Below are 25,223 nucleotides of genomic sequence, written 5' to 3' on the forward strand. Positions count from 1 at the left end.
GACGCCTCATATGAACACCCTTAGTGTATCCGCGCTCAATGAACAGATAAAAACTGTTCTTGAAAGTACTTTTGAACGTGTTTTTGTAGAGGGTGAACTCTCCCGCATTACTTTTCATAACTCCGGTCATATCTATTTTACTTTAAAAGACAGTTCCTCTGCCATTAGTGCTGTAATGTTTCGCGGTAATGCTTCAAAACTGAGATTTCGTCTTGAAGAAGGAATGAAAGTCATCATTGACGGTACTATTACGCTTTATAAGCCCCGTGGAAGCTATCAGATAAATTGTTTTTCCATTGAACCGGCAGGACAGGGTGCTTTGGCTTTAGCATATGAACAGCTTAAACAAAAGCTTTCTGCACAAGACTATTTTAACCCTGAGAGAAAAAAAGAACTCCCTAAGTTTCCTTCACGTACTGCACTCATCACTTCAGGAACAGGAGCAGCACTTCAAGATATGCTGCGAGTAGCAAATTCCAGATACAGACTTTTAGAAATCGATGTGTATGATGTTCTTGTGCAAGGGGAAGGGGCTGCATTCTCCATAGCGAATGCTTTAAAAATTGCCGATTCAAGGGAATATGATATTATAGTCATAGGTCGTGGCGGCGGAAGTATAGAAGATTTATGGGCATTTAATGAAGAGATTGTTGCCGATGCAATATTTCATGCCAAAACTCCTGTAGTTTCAGCCGTGGGACATGAAATAGACTGGGTAATCAGTGATTTTGTTGCGGATTTACGAGCACCTACTCCGAGTGCTGCTATGGAGATGATACTGCCAGATACCAATGAACTTTATCAGTACTTAGACTCTTTATCAACACAGTTGAGCCAAAAACTGCATCATAAAATATATAATTTGAGCCAAGAGCTGTTACATGTAAAGAACTCTTACATACAGCACTCTGTAGAGAAAAAATTACAATTTAATTTAAATGAGATTAAAAAACTAAAAGAAGATTTTGCTCAGACTATTGCTTTTCGATTACAAAATTACAAAAAAGATGTGGATTCCTTACAGCAACGTTTTCCGCAAACAATTGAGAGTATTATAAATATTGCGCAAAATCAACTTTTAAATTTGCAAAAAATGTTAGAATCCAATAATCCAAAATATAAAAACAAAAAAGGTTTTGCACAGATTGTAAAGGATTCGCATGTAGTGGATTTGTCTTCACTGAATGTCGATGATGTCTTTGAGGCACAGAGTGATGAATACATTGTAAGTGCAAAAGTTTTAAAAAAGGAAAAAATCAGATGAATTATCCGCAATTTTTTGATGAAGTGCCGAGTGTAAAAGTAAAAGACCCTCTGGCTCAGGTTTTAGGAGCTTTTAAAAACGGTGAATATGAGATAACATACCTAGAAGTTGTAAAAGCTGCAGGGCACTCTTGTCCGACAGTTGCCGGTGCTTATATTATGGCGAGTGAAGCTATAAAAATTTTATATCCCAATGAGCGAGCAGTACGGGGAAATATTAAAGTTGAATTTGAAGAATCTGTAGAAGAAGGTGTTGCCGGTGTTGTTGGTAATGTTGTTTCGCACATTACGGGAGCAACATATAAGAGTGGATTTAAAGGACTTAACGGTCAGTTTGCCAGACATTCACTGATGTTTTTTGATGCAAATATTAATTCCTCTGCTAGATTTACAAGAGTAGACACAGGTAAAAGTGTTGACGTAAACTATAATCATTCAGCTGTACCTGCTTCACCGAAAATGATGCCGTTAATGCAAAAACTGACAACTGGTGCTGCTACACCCCAAGAAGTTCAAGAATTCGGTCAGTTATGGCAAGAGAGAGTAAAAAGAATTTTTGAAAATTTAGAAGACGTAGTAGAGGTTACTGAGCTGTAAAAGCTCACTAACTTATTTTAGAACTAAATCGGGAAAATATGTGTTGAGAATCACAGCAGTAGATGCAGTGAGTTTTTTCATTATTTTGTCCAGTTTGTCTTCTTGATTCCACACAGGATGTGCAACACCGCTTAACTTTTCCAACTCATTTTTAGCATTATATTCAACACCGAGCTGATCAACTAGACCGACTTTCTTTGCCTGCGCTGCTGTAAATATGTGTGCATTTGCATAAGTGTCTCTTTTTTTAAAGTCGAGTTTTCTTGCATCTGCGACGTCTTTGGTAAACATATCATATGTGCCCTTAATGACTTTATTTAATTCTGCCACTTCATACTTTTTCCACGGTCTGTCCGGTGTGCCGATTTGTTTATAGAGACCGGCTTTTACCACCTGAGATTTTATACCGATTTTGTTCATCAGACCGCTTAAATCGGCACCCTGCATAATAACCCCGATACTGCCTATCATACTTCCGGGATTTGCAATGATTTTATCAGCCCAGATACTTGCATAATAACTTCCACTCGCCATAGTGCCTTTTGCATAAGCAACAACAGGTTTTTTTATTTTGAGCCTTTTTATCGCATAGGCAATTTCAATAGAAGGAGAGACGGCCCCACCCGGCGAATTAACGCTTAAAAGTACACCTTTTATGGCATTATTGTTCGCTGCTTTATTTATTTTTTCTACTATTTCTGTTGCATCCACAATAGGACCGCTGAGATTAATTTTTTGTAGATTATAGTTTGTAAACTCTTTTTTACTTGCCGGAGCAAATATTAAGATCAAAATCAGTACAAATACCATTGCTTTGAAGTGATTTTGTATATAGTTCATCGTTGCAGTTATGGGTGAAAAGATTTTCTTTAAAAATTCCATTTATTCATTTCCTTTTTCAAGTTTTCCATTAATGAAAACTTTTGAGATATTATAGCGGTGAAGTATTAAATGAATGGCTAACTCCTCGTTTGGTTCGGCATCTAAGTCAAGAACAAGCATATCGGCATTTTTTCCCTCTTTTATCTCTCCTGTATTGAGTTCGAGTGCCTCAGCTGCATGGATGGTTACGCCTTTTATAAGCTCTTGCGCAAATGCTAAGAGCGGGGCATCACTGTGCATAAAAAGAGAAATTTTCATCTCTTCAAACAAATCGAGCTTATAATTTGAACTGAGCCCGTCAGTAGCAACAATCCATCGAATCTTTTTTTCATTTAATTTTTTGATATCAAGCGTAGGGTTGCTCAAAAGTCTGTTTGAAATCGGACAGTGAATAATAGTGTGCTTTTGCTGTGCAATCTGATCAAGCTCTTCTTCATTAGTTTTGACTGCATGGGTTAAAAGTGTTTCATACCCGTCAAAATAGCTTAAAAACTCTTTGGCATTACTGACACTTTTATCTTGTTTTAACAGGGTTTGAAAAAAATCTTTAAAATCACCGCTGCTCGAATCAAGCCAGTTGCGCTCTGCTTCGCTTTCCATAAAGTGTGCCGTAAGTTTTAATTTTTCATTTTTAACGATATCCAAAGCTTTTTGTATAAGAATCGGATGAACGGAATAGGGTGAGTGAATTGCCACAGCAGGATGAAAGCCTTCTCTTGTAACAGCCTTGGAAGCATCAAGCCGTGCAAGAAAATCACTAAAAAGTGCATCCGCCATACCGGCTTGTGAGCCGATAAGTTCATTAAAAAACACAATATTTTGCTTTGCCTTTTCACAAGCTTCAAGGTCCATAGCATGCGAGCTGATAGCACCAAAAGTTGTAATGCCGTTCTCCAACATAGAATCTATTGCTTTACCCATGCATGTAAGGTCACAGCTACTGATGAGTTCTTCTCTGTTTTCTATTACACTGTAAAGCCAGTTTAAAAAATCACCGTAACTGAGTTGATTTTTATTTGCAGAGAACTCTATATGCACATGTGCGTTGATAAGCCCCGGCATAAGCAGTGAATTTTTTTGAAGTTGTATAACTTCTGCTGCGGGAAATTTTTGCTGCAGCTGTGCTAAAGGTCCTACTGCTTTGATAGTTTTATCAAATGCAACCGCATTGTCTTTTAATAATTGATTGGGTGTAAGTATGTAATTTGGAACGAGTATTGTCATCTGTTTTCTTTTTAAATATATTTAATGAAATTATACACTTTTTAATTTTAATATCTAAGGAAAAATAGATAAAGCCGGAGAAAAATTTAACTCAATTGTAGATAGATTTTGTAATCTATGTAATGCCGAGTATGTCATATTCTCAGTGCATATGTGTAAAGATTATCATGAATCTGAAACATTTGTATTTATTGATGAAACAGGTAATAGTGTATGTACTATATCAGGCAGAGAACTAGACTTGTATGATATGATAAAAAATTGTGATAATCTAGTTGAACAAAAATACTAAGTTTACATGTAATGCAACTTTTTTTTAATATTAGTTTGGATAAAATAGCCCTTGAGAAGATAAAATTATGATAATCAAAGGGTAAAAATGAAAATAGTAGTCATTCAAGGTCCAAATTTAAATATGCTTGGTATTCGTGAACAAAATATTTACGGTCCAATGAAATTAGAGCAAATTCATGCACAGATGAAAGATGTAGCAACACAAAATGGTGTTGAAATAGAGTTTTTTCAAAGTAATCTCGAGGGTGAAATTGTAGATAAAATTCAAGAGTGTTACGGCGAGGCACAAGGACTTATTATTAATGCTGCTGCATATACGCACACATCAATTGCAATTCGTGATGCTATCTCTGCTGTTAGCCTGCCTGCAATAGAAGTGCATATCAGTAATATTCATAGACGTGAAGAATTCAGACAAAAAAATATGATTGCACCTGTCTGTACATCATCTGTTGTAGGTTTTGGACCATTTGGCTATCATTTAGCGATGATGGGTATGCTTCAAATTATGAATGAAATTAAAGCAGCTCAAGAAGCTCAGGCACAGCAGCAGCAAGCATAAGCGGTTACATGTATAGAAAACGCAAGATAAATGAAAGATTAGACTCTTTTTACAGCTTGCGGTTTCCTTTTCATGCTCTCGCTAAAAGTAAGCATAGATATGAAACAGTAGTCGGAATCGGCGGAAATGTCGGAGATGTCCGTCGCCGGTTTGAACGCCTTTTTGTTGTATTACAAAAAGACAAAAGAGTATCATTAGTAAAAACATCATTGATTTTAAAAAATCCTCCTTTTGGTTATAAAAACCAAGATGATTTTTTCAACTCAATATTGGTTCTAAAAACTTCAATGCAACCAAAAGTTTTTTTATGCTATTTACTAAGATTAGAGAAAAAATTCGGTAGACGTAGAAGTTTTGCCAATGCACCAAGGACATTAGATTTGGATATTATATTTTTTGATAATCGCAAAATAAATACGAAAGATTTAATCGTACCGCACCCTTTTTATGCACAAAGAGAAAGTGTGGTTATTCCTTTAGCCGGTGTTGGCATATGAAAATCTTAACATTTACGGGACGTAGCCCGTCAGAAGCACTCAAAAAAGCAAAAATGGAAATTGGTGATGAAGGTATGCTCATTGAGACCAAAGAAGTTCAAAAAAAAGCTTTAGGCAGAGAAGCACTTTATGAAATAGTTATCGGCATAGATGAGGAGATGATTCCTTCTACATACAAAAAGGCAAAAAAACCACTCTCCAAACAGCAGCCTATAAAAGAAGAAAGTCAAGAAATACTATTTGATATTTCCAATGCGGCAAAGCAAATATCAAAAATATCAGATGTCACAGACCCATTAGAAGATTTATACCAACCTTTATCCAAGCAAAATATTGCACCGTCTGTAGAACCAAAAGAACTCAAAGAAATAAAATCTGAGATAAATAAACTGACCGATAAAGTGAAAATTATTCAAAATATGTTTTGGGATGAAAGGTCACCGGATTTATCAAGCCAGATTCCGCCGGAATTTTCTGAAATTTATCGTCTTGCATCACAAAGCGGGATGAATAGAGATCATTTAGATAGTTTAATGCAGGTTACTCTGGAACATATGCCATTAAAAATGCGAGAAAATTCATCAACTGTGAAAAGATATTTTCAAACAATACTACGAAAAATGGTTCCTATTCGAAGAGAAGCTATTCCCAGTGTAGGAACGAAAAAAGTTATTATGCTTGTCGGGCCGACGGGAGTAGGAAAAACAACATCAATAGCAAAGCTTGCAGCAAGATATTCATTTTTAATGGAGAAAAAGTATAAAGTTGGACTGGTAGTACTTGATACATATCGTATTGGAGCAGTTGAACAGTTAATGCAGTATGCAAGAATGATGAAGCTGGGAATTGAAACGGTTGTGGACCCTCCTGAATTTTCAAATGCTTTAGAATCACTTAAATACTGCGATTACATACTTATTGATACAATGGGCTCTAGTCCTTACGACAGAGTGAAAATTGAAAAAATTTATGAATGTTTAAATGCAAATAATACAGAATATAATGTTGACGTGGTACTTGTTATGCCTAGTTCTATAAAATATGAAGATTTAAAAGTGACATATGATAATTTTTCAACACTTGGTGTAGATACTTTGATGTTTACAAAATTAGATGAGACGATGGGATTTGGAAATATTTTTTCTTTGGCTTATGAGACAAAAAAGCCGATAAGCTACTTTTCCGTAGGTCAGGAAGTGCCGGAAGATTTAGTATGTGCAAGCAGTGATTTTTTAATAGAGTGCCTGCTTAACGGATTTAACAGGAGTAAGGTATGATTGGTAATCAAGCCCAAAAGCTTGAAAAACTCGTTGCAGCAAGCTCTCAAAAGAAAAAATCAAAAAAAACACGCTTTATCGCAATTACCAGTGGAAAAGGTGGTGTCGGGAAAAGCACTATAAGCTCAAATCTTGCATATACTTTATCTAAGCAGGGTTTGAATGTCGGTATATTTGATGCAGATATCGGATTGGCAAATTTAGATGTTATGTTTAATGTGAAAATTAAAAAAAACATCTTACATGTACTCAAAGGCGAAGCAACGGTTTCTGATATTTTGATTCCTATTACGCGTAATCTCATTCTTATTCCGGGTGAGAGTGGTGATGAAATATTAAAATATTCTGATATGGCACTTTTTGAAAGGTTTATGCAAGAAGCACAGGTACTGGATAAACTGGATGTGATGATAATAGATACCGGTGCAGGAATAGGGGAACATATACAAATGTTTTTAAATGCTGCGGATGATGTTATAGTAGTAACTGTTCCGGATCCTGCAGCTATTACAGATGCTTATGCAACGATTAAAACAATAGCAACATTGAGAGATGATGTCTCTATGATAATGAATCAGGTCAAAAGTGAAAAAGAGGCTCTTGGTGTTTTTGAAAAAATTAAAAAAGTTGCCAATGCAAATATTGGTTCGCAACTAGACCTGCAATTGATAGGGAAAATAAATGCTGATATTAAAGTTTCATCATCTGTAAAACAACGGGCACTTTTTACAACGCTTTATCCTGCATCCCAGCCGAGTAAAGATATAGATGCCATCGTAAATAAAATTGCGCAGAAGCTGGAACGAAATGTGCTGGTTACATCCAATGAAAGTGGATTATCTGGTTTGTTTAAAAGATTAATGGACCATTTTTAAGTCTTATTTGGGGTATATATGCTTGGTGAAAATTTTGTTTATTTTTTTACTGTTCAAGGGTTTTTTATAGGAATAATCTTTGGTATATTAAAATCTTTTGATGCTGAAGGGTTATTGGTATATACATTTTTTATTACTATTTTCTTTTACCTTTTTTCACATGTAATTATCGCGCTGTATTACAGAACTATAACGGGAAAAGCCTATAACTTTCCAAAAGATATACATGAAAAAGAGTTGGACATTTTTGTTAAAGAGATAAATAAAAGAGAAAAGTTAATAGACTCTGCATGTAAAATTACTGATATTGCTATTAAAATGAATTCTGAAGATATAGCCGGACAAAAATTATGACAAGAAATGCGTACGTTCAAGATTTAAAACACAAAGAAGATGAATTGGCAATTCAGTATCTTCCGGCGGTAAAAGCAATGGCTTTCCGGCTTAAAGAGCGACTTCCGAGTTCAGTAGACTTTAGTGATCTTTGTGCAATTGGTACAGAAGAACTTATAAAACTAGCAAGAAGATATGACGAAAAACTCAATGACTCTTTTTGGGGCTATGCAAAAAAAAGAGTCTATGGTGCAATGCTTGATTATTTAAGAAGCTTGGATATTTTAAGCCGTGCAAGCCGTAAACTTGTAAAAGCTATAGATTACGCAGTCCAAGAGTATATGTTGACACATGATGAAGAACCAAGTGATGAAGAACTTGCTCAAGTGCTGGATGAGAGCGTAGAAAAAATCCATGAAGCACGTATTGCTTCGAGTATTTATACTGTGATGCCTCTTCACGATCAGTTACAGGTCGGTGATGAAGGTGCAGCTCTTGTTCAAATTGAAAAAGAGGAATTAATCACCGTGATAAAAAAAGTTCTTTCTTCATATAAAGAGAGAGAACAGATGATAATTCAGTTATACTACTTCGAAGAATTGACTTTAAAAGAGATAAGTAGTATTTTAGATATTACAGAATCACGTATTTCACAAATTCATAAATCAGTGATTCAAAAAATCAAAGAGAGTATAGGAGCATAATATGGCAGATATACTATCACAAGAAGAAATTGATGCTCTTTTGGACGTTGTTGAAGATGAGGGTGATAATGTCCTAGAGAGTGATGAAGAGAATTTACTGCCTCAAAGACAGGTAACTCTTTATGATTTTAAACGTCCCAACAGGGTTTCAAAAGAACAGCTTCGTGCATTTCGCGGTGTCCATGATAAAATGGCAAGAAGTTTGGCATCTCAAATATCTTCTATTATGCGTTCAATTGTTGAGATACAGCTGCATTCAGTAGACCAAATGACCTATGGTGAATTTTTAATGAGTCTGCCGAATCCTACAAGTTTTAATGTGTTTTCAGTGAAACCACTTGAGGGAAGCGGTATTATAGAAATTAACCCTTCAATTGCTTTTCCGATGCTTGACAGATTACTGGGCGGTAAAGGTGAACCTTTTGATGCAAGTCGTGAGTTTTCAGATATAGAATTAAGCCTGTTTGAAACGATTCTTCGTGTTATGATGAGTACATTGAAAGAAGCTTGGGGCCCGGTCATGGAAATTTACCCGACAATAGAGTCCAAAGAATCTTCTCCTAATGTTGTTCAAATTGTTGCACAAAATGAAATTGTTGTTATGGTGGTTATGGAGATTATAATAGGGCATAGTTCGGGAATGATGAATATATGCTACCCTGTTATTTCTTTGGAACCGGTTTTACCAAAACTTGCGAGTCGTGATTTAATGTTGAACGAAACAAGTTCTAAAAAAAGTAGAAATACAGAGTTAAAAGTTTTACTCGGTGGTGCAAAAGTAAACGTTGAGGCCAATTTGGGTGATGCAGATTTAAGTATGCATGATATACTTGAACTGAAAGTCGGCGATGTGATCCGACTTTCAAGTGCTGCAAATGATATTGTCACGGTCGCAGTAGATGGAAAAGAGAGATTTCGCGGTGAAATAGGATTACGAAGATTTAGAAAATCTATTAGTATTACAGAAATTATTGAAACAGAAAAAGACACAGTAAAACGTGCCTTAGAAAATTTAGAAAAACAAAGACATGAAAAAATTTCCGGTGTAAAAGATATAATACATGAAGATAAAGAAGAATTTGAAAATGAGAGTGAGGAGTAAAAAATGAGTGACTTTATGAAACTATTTGAAGATGAAACAGTTGGTACTATTGAAGCACTTATTGGAACTGCTCCGAGTTTGGAATTAAAAGAAGAACAAGAATTAAGTATTATCTCCAATATCGTGCCTCCAATTGTTTTGGTAAAAATTAAAGTAAGCGGCGATGTTGACGCAGATGCAATGATAGCATTACCGCCAAATTTGGCAGCTTCTCTTTCAGATATGATGATGGGTGAAGAAGCTAGTGATAGAGAAGATGTAAGTGAAGATGATCTTGATGCAGCAAAAGAGATAGTTTCAAATATTTTTGGAGCTATTAGCAATACACTTTCTGCGCAGAAAGAACTACCTGTTTTATCTTTTAGTATTGAGAATATAGAGCTCGTCGGTGATGATGATGAAGTAAGCTTGGAAGCTTTCAGCAGAATGTATGTTTATAAGTTTAACTTAGAATCAGTACATTCATTATTGATGTTCATTATAGATGAAAAATTAAAAAATGTATTATTTCCTTCAGACACTTCATCAGAGAGTGCTGAAATTGAAGAAAATAGGAGCACTGCAGCAGCTTCGTCACACATATCATCAAATTGCGAAGAAGATATTACTTTAAGCAATGAAGAGATGAAAAATATTGCACTTATAATGGATGTAAAACTTCCTGTAAGAGTAAGAATTGGTAAAAAAAGAATGCTGCTAAAAGATGTATTAAATATGGATATTGGTTCAGTTATTGAATTGAATCAATTAGCTAATGACCCACTAGAAATTTTAGTAGATAATCATGTTGTAGCACAAGGTGAAGTAGTGATTGTAGATGGTAACTTTGGTATACAAGTGACAACTATAGGTACAAAAAAAGAAAGATTGACACAGCTTAAGGGCTAAAAGAAAAGTTTGAGGAAATAATGAAAGAAAAAGTCTTAGTAGGAATGAGCGGGGGTGTTGATTCAACAATTACTTCTCTATTGTTAAAAGAGCAAGGCTATGAAGTAGAAGGTTTATATATGAAACTTCACTCAAAACCGGGATATCATGAAATTCATCAAGCACGTGCACAAAAAGCCGCTGATTTTGTCGGTATTAAGTTACATGTACTTGATTTACAAGAAACATTCAATGAAAAAGTATTTCAGCCGTTTATAGATACATACGCTGAGGGTAAAACTCCAAATCCATGTGCATTATGTAATAGAAATCTTAAATTTGGTGAGATGATAAAGTTTGCTGATGAGATAGGTGCTCAGTATTTGGCAACCGGACATTATATTAAAACAGATGGGGAGTATTTATATGCTGCTGATGATGACACAAAAGATCAAAGTTATTTTCTTTTCTATATTAATAGAGAAATTCTTCCAAGATTAAAATTTCCTTTAGGAGAACGTCATAAAAAAGATATAAAAGAGTTGGCTGCATCTATAAAAGGATTAGAATCATTTTCATCACAGGCAGAATCGAGTGAAATATGTTTTGTGGAAACCACATATACAGATTTACTAAAAGATTATGTAAAAGTTGATCAGGTCGGAGAAGTACTTGATCAAGAAGGTAATGTGGTTGGCGAGCATAAAGGATATATGCACTATACAATTGGAAAGCGCAAAGGCTTTACAGTGCATGGCGCACATGACCCTCATTTTGTACTGAGTATTAACCCTGAAAAAAATCAAATAGTTGTTGGAAAAAAAGAAGATTTAGCCTGCTATGATGTAAAGCTCAATAATTTAAATATGTTTGATGATAGAAAAGAGTTTGATACAACTGTAAAACTGCGCTATAGAACTAAAGCAGTAAAATGTAATGTAAAGATAGAAAATGATGTTGCATACCTAAAATTAGAAGAGAGTGTATTTGGTGTTGCAGTTGGACAAGCTGCAGTATTTTATGATGATGACAAGCTAATTGGTGGTGGCTGGATTATAGAATCTTAGCCATCCAAAAGTTCTATAAAAAGTAACAAATAAAAAACTTCAAAAACTTCTCATAAATCCTTATAAACATTAAGCGAATTCTAAGCAACACTCCCCTATAATTCCCATCCACAAACAGAGAGACCTTGTTTAAAAGGCCTAGAGAGACTTCGAGTTGAAGCCGATTGAAATTGTTTGAGATCATTGAAAACTAAGCAAGTAAGAGACTTTTTATCATAAAGATAAAGAGATAAATTACTTAGAAATAACTAATAAAACAACAACCGTCTATTCTATTTTGAAATCTAACTATTTATAGTTAGTTTCCCTATAGTAATAGATAACTATATTCATTAAGAGCTTAAGCACTCTTAATGTCTTAATAAAGCCAATGATTTTTAAATCTTGGGCAAAGATCAGTAATGCACAGTAATGTGTTCTTTACATAATTCAATTATGGAGAGTTTGATCCTGGCTCAGAATGAACGCTGGCGGCGTGCTTAACACATGCAAGTCGAACGGTAACAGAGAGAAGCTTGCTTCTTTGCTGACGAGTGGCGCACGGGTGAGTAATATATAGATAATGTGCCTCTTAGTCTGGGATAGCCATTGGAAACGATGATTAATACTGGATACTCCTTCTTACCAAAAGGTAAGTCGGGAAAGTTTTTCGCTAAGAGATCGGTCTATATCCCATCAGCTTGTTGGTAGTGTAAGAGACTACCAAGGCAATGACGGGTAGCGGGTTTGAGAGGATGATCCGCCACACTGGTACTGAGACACGGACCAGACTCCTACGGGAGGCAGCAGTGAGGAATATTGCACAATGGGGGAAACCCTGATGCAGCAACGCCGCGTGGAGGATGACGCATTTCGGTGTGTAAACTCCTTTTATATGTCAAGAAAATGACGGTAGCATATGAATAAGCACCGGCTAACTCCGTGCCAGCAGCCGCGGTAATACGGAGGGTGCAAGCGTTATTCGGAATCACTGGGCGTAAAGGACGCGTAGGCGGGTTGGAAAGTCAGATGTGAAATCCTACAGCTTAACTGTAGAACTGCATTTGAAACTTCCAATCTAGAGTATGGGAGGGGGAGATGGAATTAGTGGTGTAGGGGTAAAATCCGTAGATATCACTAGGAATACCGAAAGCGAAGGCGATCTCCTGGAACATAACTGACGCTAAGGCGTGAAAGCGTGGGGAGCAAACAGGATTAGATACCCTGGTAGTCCACGCCCTAAACGATGAACACTAGTCGTCGGGATGCTAGTCATCTCGGTGATGCACTTAACAGATTAAGTGTTCCGCCTGGGGAGTACGGTCGCAAGATTAAAACTCAAAGGAATAGACGGGGACCCGCACAAGTGGTGGAGCATGTGGTTTAATTCGAAGATACGCGAAGAACCTTACCTAGCCTTGACATTGATTGAACACTTTAGAGATAGAGTGGTGCCCTTCGGGGAACATGAAAACAGGTGCTGCACGGCTGTCGTCAGCTCGTGTCGTGAGATGTTGGGTTAAGTCCCGCAACGAGCGCAACCCTCGTCCTTAGTTGCTAGCAGTTCGGCTGAGCACTCTAAGGAGACTGCCTTCGTAAGGAGGAGGAAGGTGAGGACGACGTCAAGTCATCATGGCCCTTATGGCTAGGGCTACACACGTGCTACAATGGGGCGTACAGAGTGTTGCGATACCGCGAGGTGGAGCTAATCACTTAAAGCGTCTCTCAGTTCGGATTGGAGTCTGCAACTCGACTCCATGAAGCTGGAATCACTAGTAATCGTAGATCAGCAATGCTACGGTGAATACGTTCCCGGGTCTTGTACTCACCGCCCGTCACACCATGGGAGTTGATTTCACCCGAAATCGGGAAGCGAACCTTCGGGGCGCTACCGCTTACGGTGGAATTAGCGACTGGGGTGAAGTCGTAACAAGGTAACCGTAGGAGAACCTGCGGTTGGATCACCTCCTTTCTAGAGTAAAGTCAATCATTCATTTGAATTGACATACAAAAAGAAAATCTCACAAGAGATCGTTTATTTAGTTACTTTCTAATCTTACTTGCTTAGTTTTCAGTGATCTATGTTCTATAACATTGATTATGTCAGAGGGAGTAACTTCTAAAACATTCACAAGATGTTTTGGAAGGGATTTTTGTTTTTATCAAGGAAAGTTCTTTGTGGAGTGCGGAGCGTACTAAATGTACGTGACAAACGGAACAAAGGTTCTGACGCCGAGAAAAGCAAAAAGCACCCCAAAAGGGCCTATAGCTCAGCTGGTTAGAGTGCACCCCTGATAAGGGTGAGGTCCCAGGTTCAAGTCCTGGTAGGCCCACCATTTTTGAGCGATTTGCACTAAAAAATGAGACTCACTTGCTATAGCAAGCTTCGCCTCTTTTTTTAGCACAACTCATCTCAAAACGAGTTTTCAGAAATTAAATTTAAGCTTTTTATTTTAAAAGTTTAAATTTGGTTTTTAAGACCAAACGATCATTAAATTACAATTGTTAAAGTCAACAACTATAATAAAGAAATTTATTATAAACTAAATAACTACAATAACAGATCATTCATCTTATTTTCTGTAGAGATACATTAAATAAGGTAGTGAACGCAACATAGAATAAAAAGATATTAAGGGCCATAGGTGGATGCCTTGGCTAGTAGAGGCGATGAAAGACGTACTAGGCTGCGAAAAGTCTCGGGGAGCTGCCAAGAAGCTTTGATCCGGGAATTTCTGAATGGGGCGACCCAGCATGGAGCGATTCATGTTACCCTACGGGGGGCGAACTCAGGGAAGTGAAACATCTCAGTACCTGAAGGAAGAGAAATCAAACGAGATTCCGAGAGTAGCGGCGAGCGAAATTGGAGTAGGGCGGTTAGCGATAGCATATTTGTTAGCAGAACACTTTGGAAAGAGTGAGCATAGAGGGTGATACTCCCGTAAGCGAAAACATTTATGTGGTACTAGGTTAACGAACGAGTAGGTCGGGACACGTGTTATCTTGACTGAATATGGGGGGACCACCCTCCAACCCTAAATACTACTACTAGACCGATAGCGAACAAGTACCGTGAGGGAAAGGTGAAAAGGACCGCGGTGAGCGGAGTGAAATAGAACCTGAAACCTATGGCTTACAATCATTCGGAGCACTATTAAATAAGTGTGACGGACTGCCTTTTGCATAATGAGCCTGCGAGTTGTGGTATCTGGCAAGGTTAATCGAACGAGAAGCCGTAGCGAAAGCGAGTCTTAATAGGGCGACATAGTCAGATGCTGCAGACCCGAAACTGAGTGATCTATCCATGAGCAGGTTGAAGCTGGTGTAAGAGCCAGTGGAGGACCGAACCGGTAGAAGTTGAAAATTCTTCGGATGACTTGTGGATAGGGGTGAAAGGCCAATCAAACTCAGTGATAGCTGGTTCTCTCCGAAATATATTTAGGTATAGCCTCGAGCATTAGCGTATAGGGGTAGAGCACTGACAGGGCTAGGGCTGCTTACCGCGGTACCAAACCCTATCAAACTCCGAATACTATACGTGTAACCTCGGGAGTCAGGCGTAGGGTGATAAAATCCTATGTCGAGAGGGGAACAACCCAGACTAACAGCTAAGGTCCCAAAGTTTTATCTAAGTGGAAAAGGATGTGGAGTTGCTGTGACAACCAGGAGGTTGGCTTAGAAGCAGCCATCCTTTAAAGAAAGCGTAACAGCTCACTGGTCTAGCGATTCTGCGCCGAAAATATAACGGGGCTAAGATAAACACCGAAGCTTTAGATTTACAGTTTACTGTAAGTGGTAGGAGAGCGTTCCATTCAGCGCTGAAGGTATACCGGTAAGGAGTACTGGAGCGGATGGAAGTGAGCATGCAGGCATGAGTAGCGAGAAAAGGAATGAGAATTTCCTTCGCCGTAAACCCAAGGTTTCCTACGCGATGCTCGTCATCGTAGGGTTAGTCGGGACCTAAGTCGAGTCCGAAAGGGGTAGACGATGGCAAATCGGTTAATATTCCGATACCGACATTACATCATTTGAGTGATGGGGGGACGCATAGAGTTAGACGAGGTCACTGATGGAATAGTGGCTCGAAGGAAGTAGGTTGAAGAGTAGGCAAATCCGCTCTTCATGCAACCGAGATCTTACAGGCAGTTCAATCTCTTCGGAGAGCGAACTGAATCGTCGATACTGTCGTGCCGAGAAAAGCCTCTAAACGAGATGTAATGTTGCCCGTACCGTAAACCGACACAGGTGGGTGAGATGAGTATTCTAAGGCGCGTGGATGAACCCTTGTTAAGGAACTCTGCAAACTAGCACCGTATCTTCGGTATAAGGTGTGCCCTATTTGTTAACAGATTTACTCTGTGAAGCAATGACGGGTCGCAGCAAAGAGTCCCTCCCGACTGTTTACCAAAAACACAGCACTCTGCTAACACGTAAGTGGATGTATAGGGTGTGACGCCTGCCCGGTGCTCGAAGGTTAAAAGGATTGCTTAGCATTAGCGAAGGCATGAATTGAAGCCCGAGTAAACGGCGGCCGTAACTATAACGGTCCTAAGGTAGCGAAATTCCTTGTCGGTTAAATACCGACCTGCATGAATGGCGTAACGAGATGGGAGCTGTCTCAACAAGGGATCCAGTGAAATTGTAGTGGAGGTGAAAATTCCTCCTACCCGCGGAAAGACGGAAAGACCCCGTGCACCTTTACTATAGCTTGACACTGCTATTGGGATATTCATGTGCAGGATAGGTGGGAGCCTTTGATCCATGGACGCCAGTTCATGGTGAGGCATCCTTGAGATACCACCCTTGAATATTCTGATAGCTAACTCCGTACGATTATCTCGTGCGAGGACAATGTCTGGTGGGTAGTTTGACTGGGGCGGTCGCCTCCTAAAAAGTAACGGAGGCTTACAAAGTTCGGCTCAGGTGGGTTGGAAATCCACCGTAGAGTATAATGGCATAAGCCGGACTGACTGTGAGACATACAAGTCGAGCAGAGTCGAAAGACGGTCATAGTGATCCGGTGGTTCTGTGTGGAAGGGCCATCGCTCAAAGGATAAAAGGTACGCCGGGGATAACAGGCTGATCTCCCCCAAGAGCTCACATCGACGGGGAGGTTTGGCACCTCGATGTCGGCTCATCGCATCCTGGGGCTGGAGCAGGTCCCAAGGGTATGGCTGTTCGCCATTTAAAGCGGTACGCGAGCTGGGTTCAGAACGTCGTGAGACAGTTCGGTCCCTATCTTCCGTGGGCGTAGGAACGTTGAGGAGAGCTGACCCTAGTACGAGAGGACCGGGTTGGACGTGCCACTGGTGCACCAGTTGTCCTGCCAAGGGCATAGCTGGGTAGCTACGCACGGATGAGATAACCGCTGAAAGCATCTAAGCGGGAAGCCAACTCCAAGATGAACGTTCCCTGAAGTACGCTTGAAGACTACAAGCTTGATAGGCTGGATGTGTACGCAGAGCAATCTGTTTAGCTGACCAGTACTAATAGTACGTTTGTCTTTTTTTTACGTTCATTTATTTGAACACAATTGCTTCACTACCTTATTTAGTGTATATCGCTAATAAGAGATATGTTAAGTTATTTAGTTAGGCTTTATTGCCTTTGTTGACTTTAACAATTTTAACTCACTCAACTAATCTTTATGAGATTAGATATAAGTATATCTGGCACTAAATGCCGATACTCCCGTCGCTAAAGCGTAAGTGGAGTATAAACGTTATCCTTATATCTGATCTTGTCTAGGTGGCTATAGAGAGAGGGAAACGCCTGGTCCCATTCCGAACCCAGAAGCTAAGCCTCTCATCGCTGATAATACTGCACCTTTCAGGTGTGGAAATGTAGGTCGCTGCCTAGTTGATCAGATTCTTTTCTACAATCCATTAATCACATTTTATATACAATACATAATCTTATATATAGCATTATTTCTATATAATTATAAAAAAGTACAAATATGATAATTTTAGACGATGAATGGAAAAAATTTCTTAGTGATGAAATTCATAAAGAATATTTTATTGAACTTATGAAAAAAGTATCTTTAGAATATGAATCAAGAACCGTATTTCCAAGCTATAAAAATATATTTAGAGCTTTTAATTTAGTAAATCCTTCTGAGGTAAAAGTTATAATTATAGGGCAGGATCCATATCATGGGATGAATCAGGCTAACGGACTTGCTTTTTCTGTTTGTGACAGATGTAAAATTCCGCCTTCATTGAGAAATATATATAAAGAATTGGTAGATGATTTAGGCTGTAAATATCCTAAAAGTGGTAATCTGACGCAATGGACGGCTGAAGGTGTTTTACTTATAAATGCTGTTTTAACAGTAGAAAAAGGGCAAGCAAATTCGCATAAAGAATTTGGCTGGCAGAAATTTACTGATGCTGTTATTAAAAAACTCTCTGATGAAAAGACAAATTTAGTATTTATACTCTGGGGTGCTCCATCTCAAAAAAAAGAGTCATTCATAGATACAAAAAAGCATTTTGTTGTTAAATCTGCTCATCCCTCTCCGCTCTCGGCATACAGAGGATTTTTTGGTTCAAAACCCTTTTCTAAAACAAATGAGTATTTGATTGCTCAGAAAAAGAAGCCTATTAATTGGTGTCTTGACGCAGAACAAACTCTGCTATGACGGGGAGATGGTCAGAATAACCTTTTCCTTTATGGCGTCTGAGTCTGCTTCTTGTTGTCTGCCATCTAAAAATTGATTTTCCTTTAAAGAGATATGGTTTTTCGTATACACTTATACTGTGAAGTTTGTAGTCTAATCCTTTTTTATCAAGCAAAGCGGCTGATATAAGGATATTGTCCATTGCTTCTTTTTTGCCTCTGTATATATAACTGTACCTTTTTGCTGAATCAGTGTCATACCATAAGTTATAAAGCTCATCTGAATCAATTTTAGTATGTTTCGCATCCTGTTGATAATTTATAGTACCAAGTATATGGTTGATGCCGGTGATTCCATCTGTATCGTTATGTTTTCTTTTTCTTTTAAAAATTTTATACTCTTCATAATCAGAATTCAAATCACCGAGCGCTATTATATTTTTTTTTGCTCCAAGTTCCTGCATTCTTTTTTTTAATTTTTTAGCAGATACAATTCGCATGCTTTCAGGTCCTGCTTTAGATTTCCAATGATTGACTAAAACATATAAATCTTCATTGTTAATTTTAAACTTCGCTTCTAGTATATTTCTGTATCTATAAGAAGAAGTGACGGCAATCTCATGTGTGTAAACAAAAGGAATTTTACTCAGTATCGCCACTTTTACCGTTGTTCTTTTTAAATTAGCTATTTTGTAGTATTGATAATAAATACTTTCTCTTTTTAAGGCATATCGTAAATCTTTGAGTGCTTGAAGTGATTCTATCTCTTGCAGTCCGATAATATCAGGATTCATATCTTTAATGACTTTTGCAATATTTTTCAATTTAACTTTATAGTTTGTATCATTCCAGTTTGATTTGGTATATGGAATGTACTCTTTATATTCATGGCCGTTTCGCTGTAAATCAAAAAGATTTTCGACATTATATGTTGCTATTTTCAAAGTTTTTTCTCCATAAACAAATGATACCAGCAAAGCCAGTAAAAGTAAAAGTTTCACTTTTTAATGCCGTTGAGTCTTAGCAGCTGGCTTGTATTTGCATCTCTGCCCATCAGTGCATGATAGAGCTTTTGCATACTTTGTGAACCGCCGCGATGCAAAATGATATTTTGATACTGTTTTGCAATAGGTGAATTAAATATATTTTCATCAACAACAGCATAAAAAGTATCTGCACTCAGTACTTCTGCCCATTTATAGCTATAATATCCTGCCGCATAGCCGCCTGAAAATATATGAGCAAATCCATTCTGAAATTTATTATATTTCGGCGGTTTTATGAGTGCAGTTTTATTCCTGATACTATCAAGTAAATTTTGTACTTCATCTCCTTGATATACTTTTGTATGGAGTTTAAAATCAAAGAGTGAAAACTCCAGTTGTCTGAGCATTCCCATAGCAGATAAAAAGTTTTTACTTCGTACAAGCTTGTTTATCATTTCATCGGAAATTATTTCATTCGTTTCGTAATGTTTTGCAAACATTTTAAGCACTTGAGGTTCATATACAAAATTTTCTAAAAACTGAGAAGGAAATTCTACTGCATCCCACTCAACACCGTTTACACCGCTTACTTCGTTTTCATTGACTTCGCTGAGTATGTGGTGCAAAGTATGTCCTGTCTCATGAAAAAGAGTAACGACATCATCATGACGAAGCAGTGATGGATTTGTATCGCTAGAGGGTGGAAAGTTACACACTACAAAAGCAGAGGCAAGTTGCTGATTGCCTTTTTCATCGCTGCAATGCGTTTGCCAATTATGCATCCATGCACCTCCGCGTTTTGACTCCCTTGCTTCTAAATCAAGATATATTCTTGCTTTTAAAATGTTATTTTCATAAACGTCATACGCATAAGCTTTTTCGTGCCATAACTCTTCATCTACTTGTTTACATGTAATGCAAAAAAGCTTGTTTAAAAATAAAAACATCCCTTCAACAACATTCTTTTGCTCAAAATAGGGACGATACTCTTCTTCATCTATATCATACTGGGCTTTTTTTAGTATTTCAGCGTAATAAGATGTATCGTGACTCTTCAGTTTATGCGGTGCTATGTTTTGCAGCTCTTGAAGTTCATTCTTTGCCTGAGGAATTGAGTCGTGCAGAAGATTTTCCAAGAATCCTAAAACACTTTTTTCATCTTTAGCCATTTTTGTAGCAAGGGAGAGCTCTGCATAGTTTTTAAACCCAAGCAGTTGGCTCATCTCATTTCGCAGTGCCAGTAGCTCGTCAATAATTTTTGCATTCTGTGGTGCGCGTGAAACATAGGCACGGTAGAGTTCTTCTCTAATTGCTCTGTTTTTTCCGTATGTCATATAAGCTATATATGAGGGCATCTGCAGAGTAAATTTATATTTTGTAACACCGTCCTCTTCAAATTTCGCATTTTTGATTTCGCTTTGAGGCACTCCTTCTATATCTGCTTCATCCGTTATTATGTATTCATAAGCATTTGTTGCATCAAGCAGGTTTTGCGAAAAATTATTGGAGAGTTCACTCTTTTTTATATTTATTTCTTGAAGCCTCTGTTTTGTTTTTTTATCAAGATGGGCACCGCTTAACTCAAAATGCAAGATATTTAATTCTAAAACTCTTTTTTGTTCAACATTAAGTGATGTTATTTCATTTTGTAAAATTTTTTTGTATGCATTGTATATATCAATATTTTGTAAAAGTTGTGTCGAGTATTCTGTAATAAGCGGTAATGATTCTGTATAGACTTGTTGCGTTTTTTCAGAGTTGTTTACAGAGTTAAGATGTGATAATGGCGTAAAAAATTGTTCCAAATATTCATCCATCATTTCCAAAGGTTTTACAAAATTTGCATAGGTCTTTTTCTCTTGTTTAAGCAGATTATCTATTTTTTTATTATTATCATCTAAGTGTTGTCTCAGTTGTAATATGAAATTTTCTAAATTACAATCAAATTTTAAAAATTTTGCCATATATTTTTCCTTTAGTCGTCAGTGTCTTTTTTTTGTCGTAAAGCACCATATTTATTTATCAGAATATTATCATACTTATTTGCATCTTTTATTAACTTATTTATTGCAATTTTCCCCTCTTCTTTTGTTAAGGAAGAGTCTATAACTAAATAAGAAAGATATACACTGTTTTCATTGATGGAAAATTGTAAATAAGAGAGTTTATTATTTTCATCGAGTAAAAAATCATACATTTTTTCTATATTATTTTTTGGAATACCGCAAAGTTTTGCATCTCCGATAATTATGCCGTTTTCATAATAATTGATATTTATTCTTGAAGTCCCCTCATCTACTCTCCAAGAGGACTGACTTCTTCTCGCGAGTGTGACATTAATGCCTAAGGATCCAAGTATATCTTCGATAAGTTTTGTCGGTCCGATAGGTGTGTAGCCTTTTCTCCTGAGTCTGGCTATTTCTAGCTCTGCCCCGCATTTGGGACAATAGTCGTTTTTTATATCTTTTTCTTGAATGAGATTTTTACAAGAGGGGCATTTTATAATGTTTTCTACAGCAAGTTTTTTAAAAGCTAAAAGTGCATCTTTAAGGTAGTGAACAGGCAGAGCAAAACCTAAATTATTTGCATTTTGAATAATGAAGGTATTGACTCCTGTGACTTCTCCTTTGTCATTTAAAAGAGGCCCTCCGCTGTTTCCCGGGTTGATGGCAGCATCAATTTGAATATACTCCAAATCACCCATAAGTCTGGCCGCACGTGAGACTATGCCCTCTGTTGCTGTGTAATTAAGACCGTAAGGGTGTCCTATTGCTATAGTTGTATCTCCATTTTCTACATTTTCTTGGGCAAGTTTCAGTGGATTTTTCGGTTTTTTAAAATCATATTTTATAAAAGCCAAATCATAATATGGATCATCATAAATAACTCTCGCAATACTTCTTGGTATATGCTCTGCTTTAATAACAACTTCTTTGAGTCCTGAACATACATGAGAATTCGTTATGATTAAATCATCTATTATAAAGCCGGTTCCACTGCCGTATGGTGTCATAATCTGTATAATGTTTTCAATATAGGTTTCTAATAGAGTTTGTGTATTCATCTCTTATGCCTCATGAAAATTTAAATTTTTTAATGCACTAAAGTAGCTGTTTGAGAAATCATTGAGTGAACTAAAATCAAGTTCATCACCAAAAGCTTTGAGTAATTTGTACTGATGTTTATATTCTGAAATAATATTTTCAATTTGGGAGATTATATCACTTTTGAGAAATTTATTTTTATCTGTATCATAATAGCCACTGCAGCCTAAGGCCTTGAAATACTCAGCATAAATAACAGAGATATAAACATGAAGTAGTTTTCTAGCCGGAGGATTTAAGCCATAGTTGTAAAGGGCATAAAGTGCTATATAACTGTAAATGGTTGGTATAATTTGAGGATGGCGATTATTTTTATACCATCTGAGTTTTATAAGAGATTCTTCTATGAAATTTATAAGCTCGTCATAGGAGCTTTTTTCAATTTGGCTGAATGTATATTTTGCTTTATAAAAATTTAAACTAAATTCGTCAAAATTGAGCTTTTCAAGCGTCAAAATATATTTTGCAAGTTCTGCATTTTTTACTTCGGGTAAAATCTCTTCATCACCAAAATAATCTTGAAGTTGTTTCGTTAATTTTTGATATATTTTACATTTTGGAACAATAAGGTAGTCAATTTTGAACAAAAAGTTAAGATATAAAAATGACTGCATACCTATGCTGTCATCTGATGGAAGTGAGTGTATTTTTTCATTTAATTCATCTATCCATTTGTGCAAAAATTCATATTTGACTTTTAGTTCTGTAGCATCTAGCTTTTTGATATGCTGTATATCTTCTAATTCTTTTTGTTCAAACTCACTGAGCATATGCTCTTTATCATAATCTGCATTTAATGCCAACTCTCTTAAAGGGTAAAAAGCTTTTTGAGGTGTCATTGTAATATTATCAAGGTTGAGTTTTAATTTTATATAGTTGCTGTCACTACAGTAATTTATATAAGTAAACTGGTAATTTCTCTCAAGAACATAGCGTTTGAGCGCAACATTGGCACTTTTTGCTTTAACCATAGTCACTTCAGCATAGAGTTTTTTGTTTGTAGTAAAACCATTGACTTTTGCAGTGCCTTGATAAATTATAAATTTTAGTGTCTCATTTTCTTTTGTAAGTATAATATTTTCATTAGAGATCCCATTTTTGTAATTCATTAAAGAATTGAAAAAGAATTCATAGGCATTTAAAATTTCTTTTTTTTCAAATGCTTCATATGCTTTGTTGAACAGTTCTCCTTCATTCTTTGCAATATCTGCATTGATGCCTCTTCCAAAGCTTTTTAAGCAATGAGGCTTTGGTCGAAAAAAATGTAACCAGCTCATGAATTTCCTCTTATTTTAATACTAAATAGATAAGTATAAAGTTTATAACTGTCATTATAGTAAAAGCACTCTTATAAAAGAGCAAGGGTGATTTTTCAATTAATGGAGCATTCTTGATAAAATATGGTTTTACTTTCTGTGGATGAGTAAGCTCATACTTCATTTCAGAGTAGTGCTCATACCTTTGATCTTTGTCTAAGGCAATTGAGCGCATTATTACACTGTCTAGCCAATCAGGTATGTTTGAATTATAATGACTTGGTTTTTTAGCTTCTTTGAATGATGGGTTTTGAAACGGTTCTATCTCGCCATAAGGGTATTTTCCTGTTAAACTAAGGTAAAGTGTAACACCGATAGCAAAAATTTCGGTTGTTTCGCTTATAGTCTCGCCCTGAAATCTCTCAGGTGCTAAAAAGCTGGGCGTGCCGGCTCGAGATTCTTCAGAAAATATTTCTGTAATACTGCCAAAGTCGATAATTTTATACTCGGTAGTATCTTCACCTGTCTTAGCAATCATTATGTTGTTTGGTTTAATATCTCCGTGGACAAGGTCATATTTAAGTAAAAATTGAGACATATCTAGAAGTGTTCGCGCAAGTTCTACTGCATCATCTATGCTTACATGTAAATGTGATGCAAGGTAACTGTTTAGATCATCTGCGTTAAAAAGCTGCATGACATAATATCGGCAGGTTCTGTTTTTTGGAATAACAGCCTTTGGAAAAAAACTTGCTTTTAGGCGTTTTGCATTCCATGCTTCTTTAACAAATAAATCAAGAATACGGTTATCATCTTTTGCTTCAATCGGTGCAAATTTAATCACATATTGTTTTGTCTTTTTACTCGCAAGCCAAGTCCTTTCATTTTGAATGAGAGGTTTTTCGAGTCGATAGCCATCTATTATTTGACCTGCTTTGAGTGATTGCGGAATATTTAATTTTTGTTGTTTGAGTATCTCTACTTCATCTGCATGCACAATTTCTAAAACCACTGCTGTTGTGTCATCTCTGAGAGGATCATTCGCTAGTTTACTTGCTTGCTTCACAAGAGCAATAGCACCTTTTGAAATATTATTTTTAATGATTTCTTCAGATAGTTCATTATACAGACCATCACTGCAAAGAAGAATTTTATCGTTTTTTTGGACAATATTTTCAAAATAAAAGGGCTGCACATCTTCACTGATTCCTATAGCTTGGGTAAGGACATTTTCATATCCCTCTTCTTGCATTACATGATCAGATGAAAGCTGTGTTAATGAGTCATCCCTGAGCAGATAGACCCTACTGTCTCCAACATTAGCACCGTATAAACGGTTTCCTTCTATCACAACAATTGCAAGTGTTGTTACAAGTTCACTGCGTTCATAGTTGAGTTGTGACTCTTTGTAGAGAATAGAATTTATAGAATTTATAAACGTCTTTATTGATTTTTCAATTGACCAGGTTTTTGGACGGATTTTAAAATTGTTTATAAGGTATGAAGTGACTCTTTTTGCAGCCTGGGCACCTTCTTCGGCACTGCCTACACCATCACAGACTATGGCAATGCTCAAGTTGCCAATAGTTTTAATATCGTAAAAATCATCACCTATGAGTTCTTTTTGTTTTGCAAGAGTGAAACCTGAAGTTTTAATATTACTTTTATTCATTATTTGCCTTTTTTACATGTAGATAAATTTCTTGATACAAAGACAATACAGCATGAAC

The 25,223-nt window shown here is 36.8% G+C and carries 19 protein-coding genes, 1 tRNA gene and 3 rRNA genes; 16 read left to right on the forward strand and 7 right to left on the reverse strand.

Going from position 1 to position 25,223, the window contains the following annotated elements; genetic code table 11:
- Positions 1 to 10: 10 nt before the first annotated feature.
- Together xseA and SAUT_RS03595 are read left to right on the forward strand one after the other, a co-directional pair.
- Positions 11 to 1,264 carry an exodeoxyribonuclease VII large subunit gene (xseA, locus tag SAUT_RS03590; RefSeq protein WP_013326511.1) on the forward strand — a complete coding sequence of 418 codons (1,254 nt, stop codon included), beginning with the start codon at positions 11 to 13 and terminating at the stop codon, positions 1,262 to 1,264.
- Complete coding sequence (locus tag SAUT_RS03595; protein WP_013326512.1) at positions 1,261 to 1,860, forward strand: FmdE family protein; 600 nt, start codon at positions 1,261 to 1,263, stop codon at positions 1,858 to 1,860. The genes xseA and SAUT_RS03595 overlap by 4 nt, the downstream gene beginning before the upstream one ends.
- Positions 1,861 to 1,872: 12 nt before the next feature.
- Here the strand turns inward: SAUT_RS03595 and sppA are convergent, their stop codons facing one another.
- Together sppA and mqnF are read right to left on the reverse strand one after the other, a co-directional pair.
- Positions 1,873 to 2,742, reverse strand: coding sequence for a signal peptide peptidase SppA (gene sppA / locus SAUT_RS03600; RefSeq protein ID WP_013326513.1), 870 nt, complete (start codon positions 2,740 to 2,742; stop codon positions 1,873 to 1,875).
- Entirely contained in the window at positions 2,743 to 3,966 is a 1,224-nt protein-coding gene (mqnF, locus tag SAUT_RS03605) for an aminofutalosine deaminase family hydrolase (RefSeq protein ID WP_013326514.1), read from the reverse strand.
- Between the two features lie 379 nt (positions 3,967 to 4,345).
- On the opposite strand from mqnF, the gene aroQ reads away from it, so the two are divergent.
- The 14 genes from aroQ to SAUT_RS03675 all read left to right on the forward strand — a co-directional run bounded on the left by aroQ (position 4,346) and on the right by SAUT_RS03675 (position 18,169).
- Positions 4,346 to 4,822 (forward strand): type II 3-dehydroquinate dehydratase, encoded by a 477-nt coding sequence (gene aroQ / locus SAUT_RS03610; protein WP_013326516.1) that lies wholly within the window; start codon positions 4,346 to 4,348, stop codon positions 4,820 to 4,822.
- Positions 4,823 to 4,830: 8 nt separating this feature from the next.
- Positions 4,831 to 5,319, forward strand: coding sequence for a 2-amino-4-hydroxy-6-hydroxymethyldihydropteridine diphosphokinase (folK, locus tag SAUT_RS03615; protein WP_013326517.1), 489 nt, complete (start codon positions 4,831 to 4,833; stop codon positions 5,317 to 5,319).
- A complete protein-coding gene (gene flhF / locus SAUT_RS03620; RefSeq protein ID WP_013326518.1) occupies positions 5,316 to 6,596 on the forward strand; it encodes a flagellar biosynthesis GTPase FlhF in 1,281 nt (426 codons plus the stop codon). The genes folK and flhF overlap by 4 nt, the downstream gene beginning before the upstream one ends.
- The gene (locus SAUT_RS03625) at positions 6,593 to 7,471 is read left to right on the forward strand and encodes a P-loop NTPase (RefSeq protein ID WP_013326519.1); all 879 of its coding nucleotides are present in this window, start codon (positions 6,593 to 6,595) and stop codon (positions 7,469 to 7,471) included. The genes flhF and SAUT_RS03625 overlap by 4 nt, the downstream gene beginning before the upstream one ends.
- An 18-nt stretch (positions 7,472 to 7,489) precedes the next feature.
- On the forward strand, positions 7,490 to 7,825 hold the full coding sequence (locus SAUT_RS03630) for a hypothetical protein (RefSeq protein ID WP_013326520.1): 336 nt from the start codon (positions 7,490 to 7,492) through the stop codon (positions 7,823 to 7,825).
- Positions 7,822 to 8,508: an RNA polymerase sigma factor FliA gene (locus tag SAUT_RS03635; protein ID WP_013326521.1), complete on the forward strand. Its 687-nt coding sequence runs from the start codon at positions 7,822 to 7,824 to the stop codon at positions 8,506 to 8,508. The genes SAUT_RS03630 and SAUT_RS03635 overlap by 4 nt, the downstream gene beginning before the upstream one ends.
- A gap of 1 nt (position 8,509) precedes the next feature.
- A complete protein-coding gene (gene fliM, locus SAUT_RS03640) occupies positions 8,510 to 9,610 on the forward strand; it encodes a flagellar motor switch protein FliM (RefSeq protein ID WP_013326522.1) in 1,101 nt (366 codons plus the stop codon).
- Positions 9,611 to 9,613: 3 nt separating this feature from the next.
- Positions 9,614 to 10,498 (forward strand): flagellar motor switch protein FliY, encoded by an 885-nt coding sequence (gene fliY / locus SAUT_RS03645; RefSeq protein WP_013326523.1) that lies wholly within the window; start codon positions 9,614 to 9,616, stop codon positions 10,496 to 10,498.
- 20 nt (positions 10,499 to 10,518) lie between these two features.
- Positions 10,519 to 11,544: a tRNA 2-thiouridine(34) synthase MnmA gene (mnmA, locus tag SAUT_RS03650; protein ID WP_013326524.1), complete on the forward strand. Its 1,026-nt coding sequence runs from the start codon at positions 10,519 to 10,521 to the stop codon at positions 11,542 to 11,544.
- A 432-nt stretch (positions 11,545 to 11,976) separates the two neighbouring features.
- Positions 11,977 to 13,495: ribosomal RNA gene (locus SAUT_RS03655) — 16S ribosomal RNA — on the forward strand.
- 287 nt (positions 13,496 to 13,782) lie between these two features.
- Positions 13,783 to 13,859 (forward strand) — tRNA-Ile (locus SAUT_RS03660).
- Positions 13,860 to 14,145: 286 nt separating this feature from the next.
- Positions 14,146 to 17,034, forward strand: a 23S ribosomal RNA gene (locus SAUT_RS03665).
- A gap of 233 nt (positions 17,035 to 17,267) precedes the next feature.
- Positions 17,268 to 17,383: ribosomal RNA gene (gene rrf / locus SAUT_RS03670) — 5S ribosomal RNA — on the forward strand.
- The 16S, 23S and 5S rRNA genes sit together here with 1 tRNA gene alongside, the layout of an rRNA operon.
- Positions 17,384 to 17,482: 99 nt before the next feature.
- Positions 17,483 to 18,169 (forward strand): uracil-DNA glycosylase, encoded by a 687-nt coding sequence (locus SAUT_RS03675; RefSeq protein ID WP_013326525.1) that lies wholly within the window; start codon positions 17,483 to 17,485, stop codon positions 18,167 to 18,169.
- Here SAUT_RS03675 and SAUT_RS03680 read toward each other — a convergent pair.
- Genes SAUT_RS03680 through SAUT_RS03700 form a run of 5 tightly spaced genes read right to left on the reverse strand, consistent with a single transcriptional unit; the run spans position 18,132 to position 25,165 of the window.
- Entirely contained in the window at positions 18,132 to 19,091 is a 960-nt protein-coding gene (locus SAUT_RS03680; protein WP_245534123.1) for an endonuclease/exonuclease/phosphatase family protein, read from the reverse strand. The two genes, SAUT_RS03675 and SAUT_RS03680, sit on opposite strands and share 38 nt — an antisense overlap.
- Positions 19,092 to 19,144: 53 nt before the next feature.
- A complete protein-coding gene (locus SAUT_RS03685) occupies positions 19,145 to 21,097 on the reverse strand; it encodes a M3 family metallopeptidase (RefSeq protein WP_013326527.1) in 1,953 nt (650 codons plus the stop codon).
- A gap of 11 nt (positions 21,098 to 21,108) precedes the next feature.
- Positions 21,109 to 22,197, reverse strand: coding sequence for a trypsin-like peptidase domain-containing protein (locus tag SAUT_RS03690; RefSeq protein WP_013326528.1), 1,089 nt, complete (start codon positions 22,195 to 22,197; stop codon positions 21,109 to 21,111).
- Between the two features lie 3 nt (positions 22,198 to 22,200).
- Positions 22,201 to 23,514, reverse strand: coding sequence for a hypothetical protein (locus SAUT_RS03695; RefSeq protein WP_013326529.1), 1,314 nt, complete (start codon positions 23,512 to 23,514; stop codon positions 22,201 to 22,203).
- 10 nt (positions 23,515 to 23,524) lie between these two features.
- A complete protein-coding gene (locus tag SAUT_RS03700; protein ID WP_013326530.1) occupies positions 23,525 to 25,165 on the reverse strand; it encodes a bifunctional protein-serine/threonine kinase/phosphatase in 1,641 nt (546 codons plus the stop codon).
- Between the last annotated feature and the right edge of the window lie 58 nt (positions 25,166 to 25,223).

The organism is Sulfurimonas autotrophica DSM 16294, assembly GCF_000147355.1.
GTDB classification, from domain to species: Bacteria; Campylobacterota; Campylobacteria; order Campylobacterales; family Sulfurimonadaceae; genus Sulfurimonas; species Sulfurimonas autotrophica.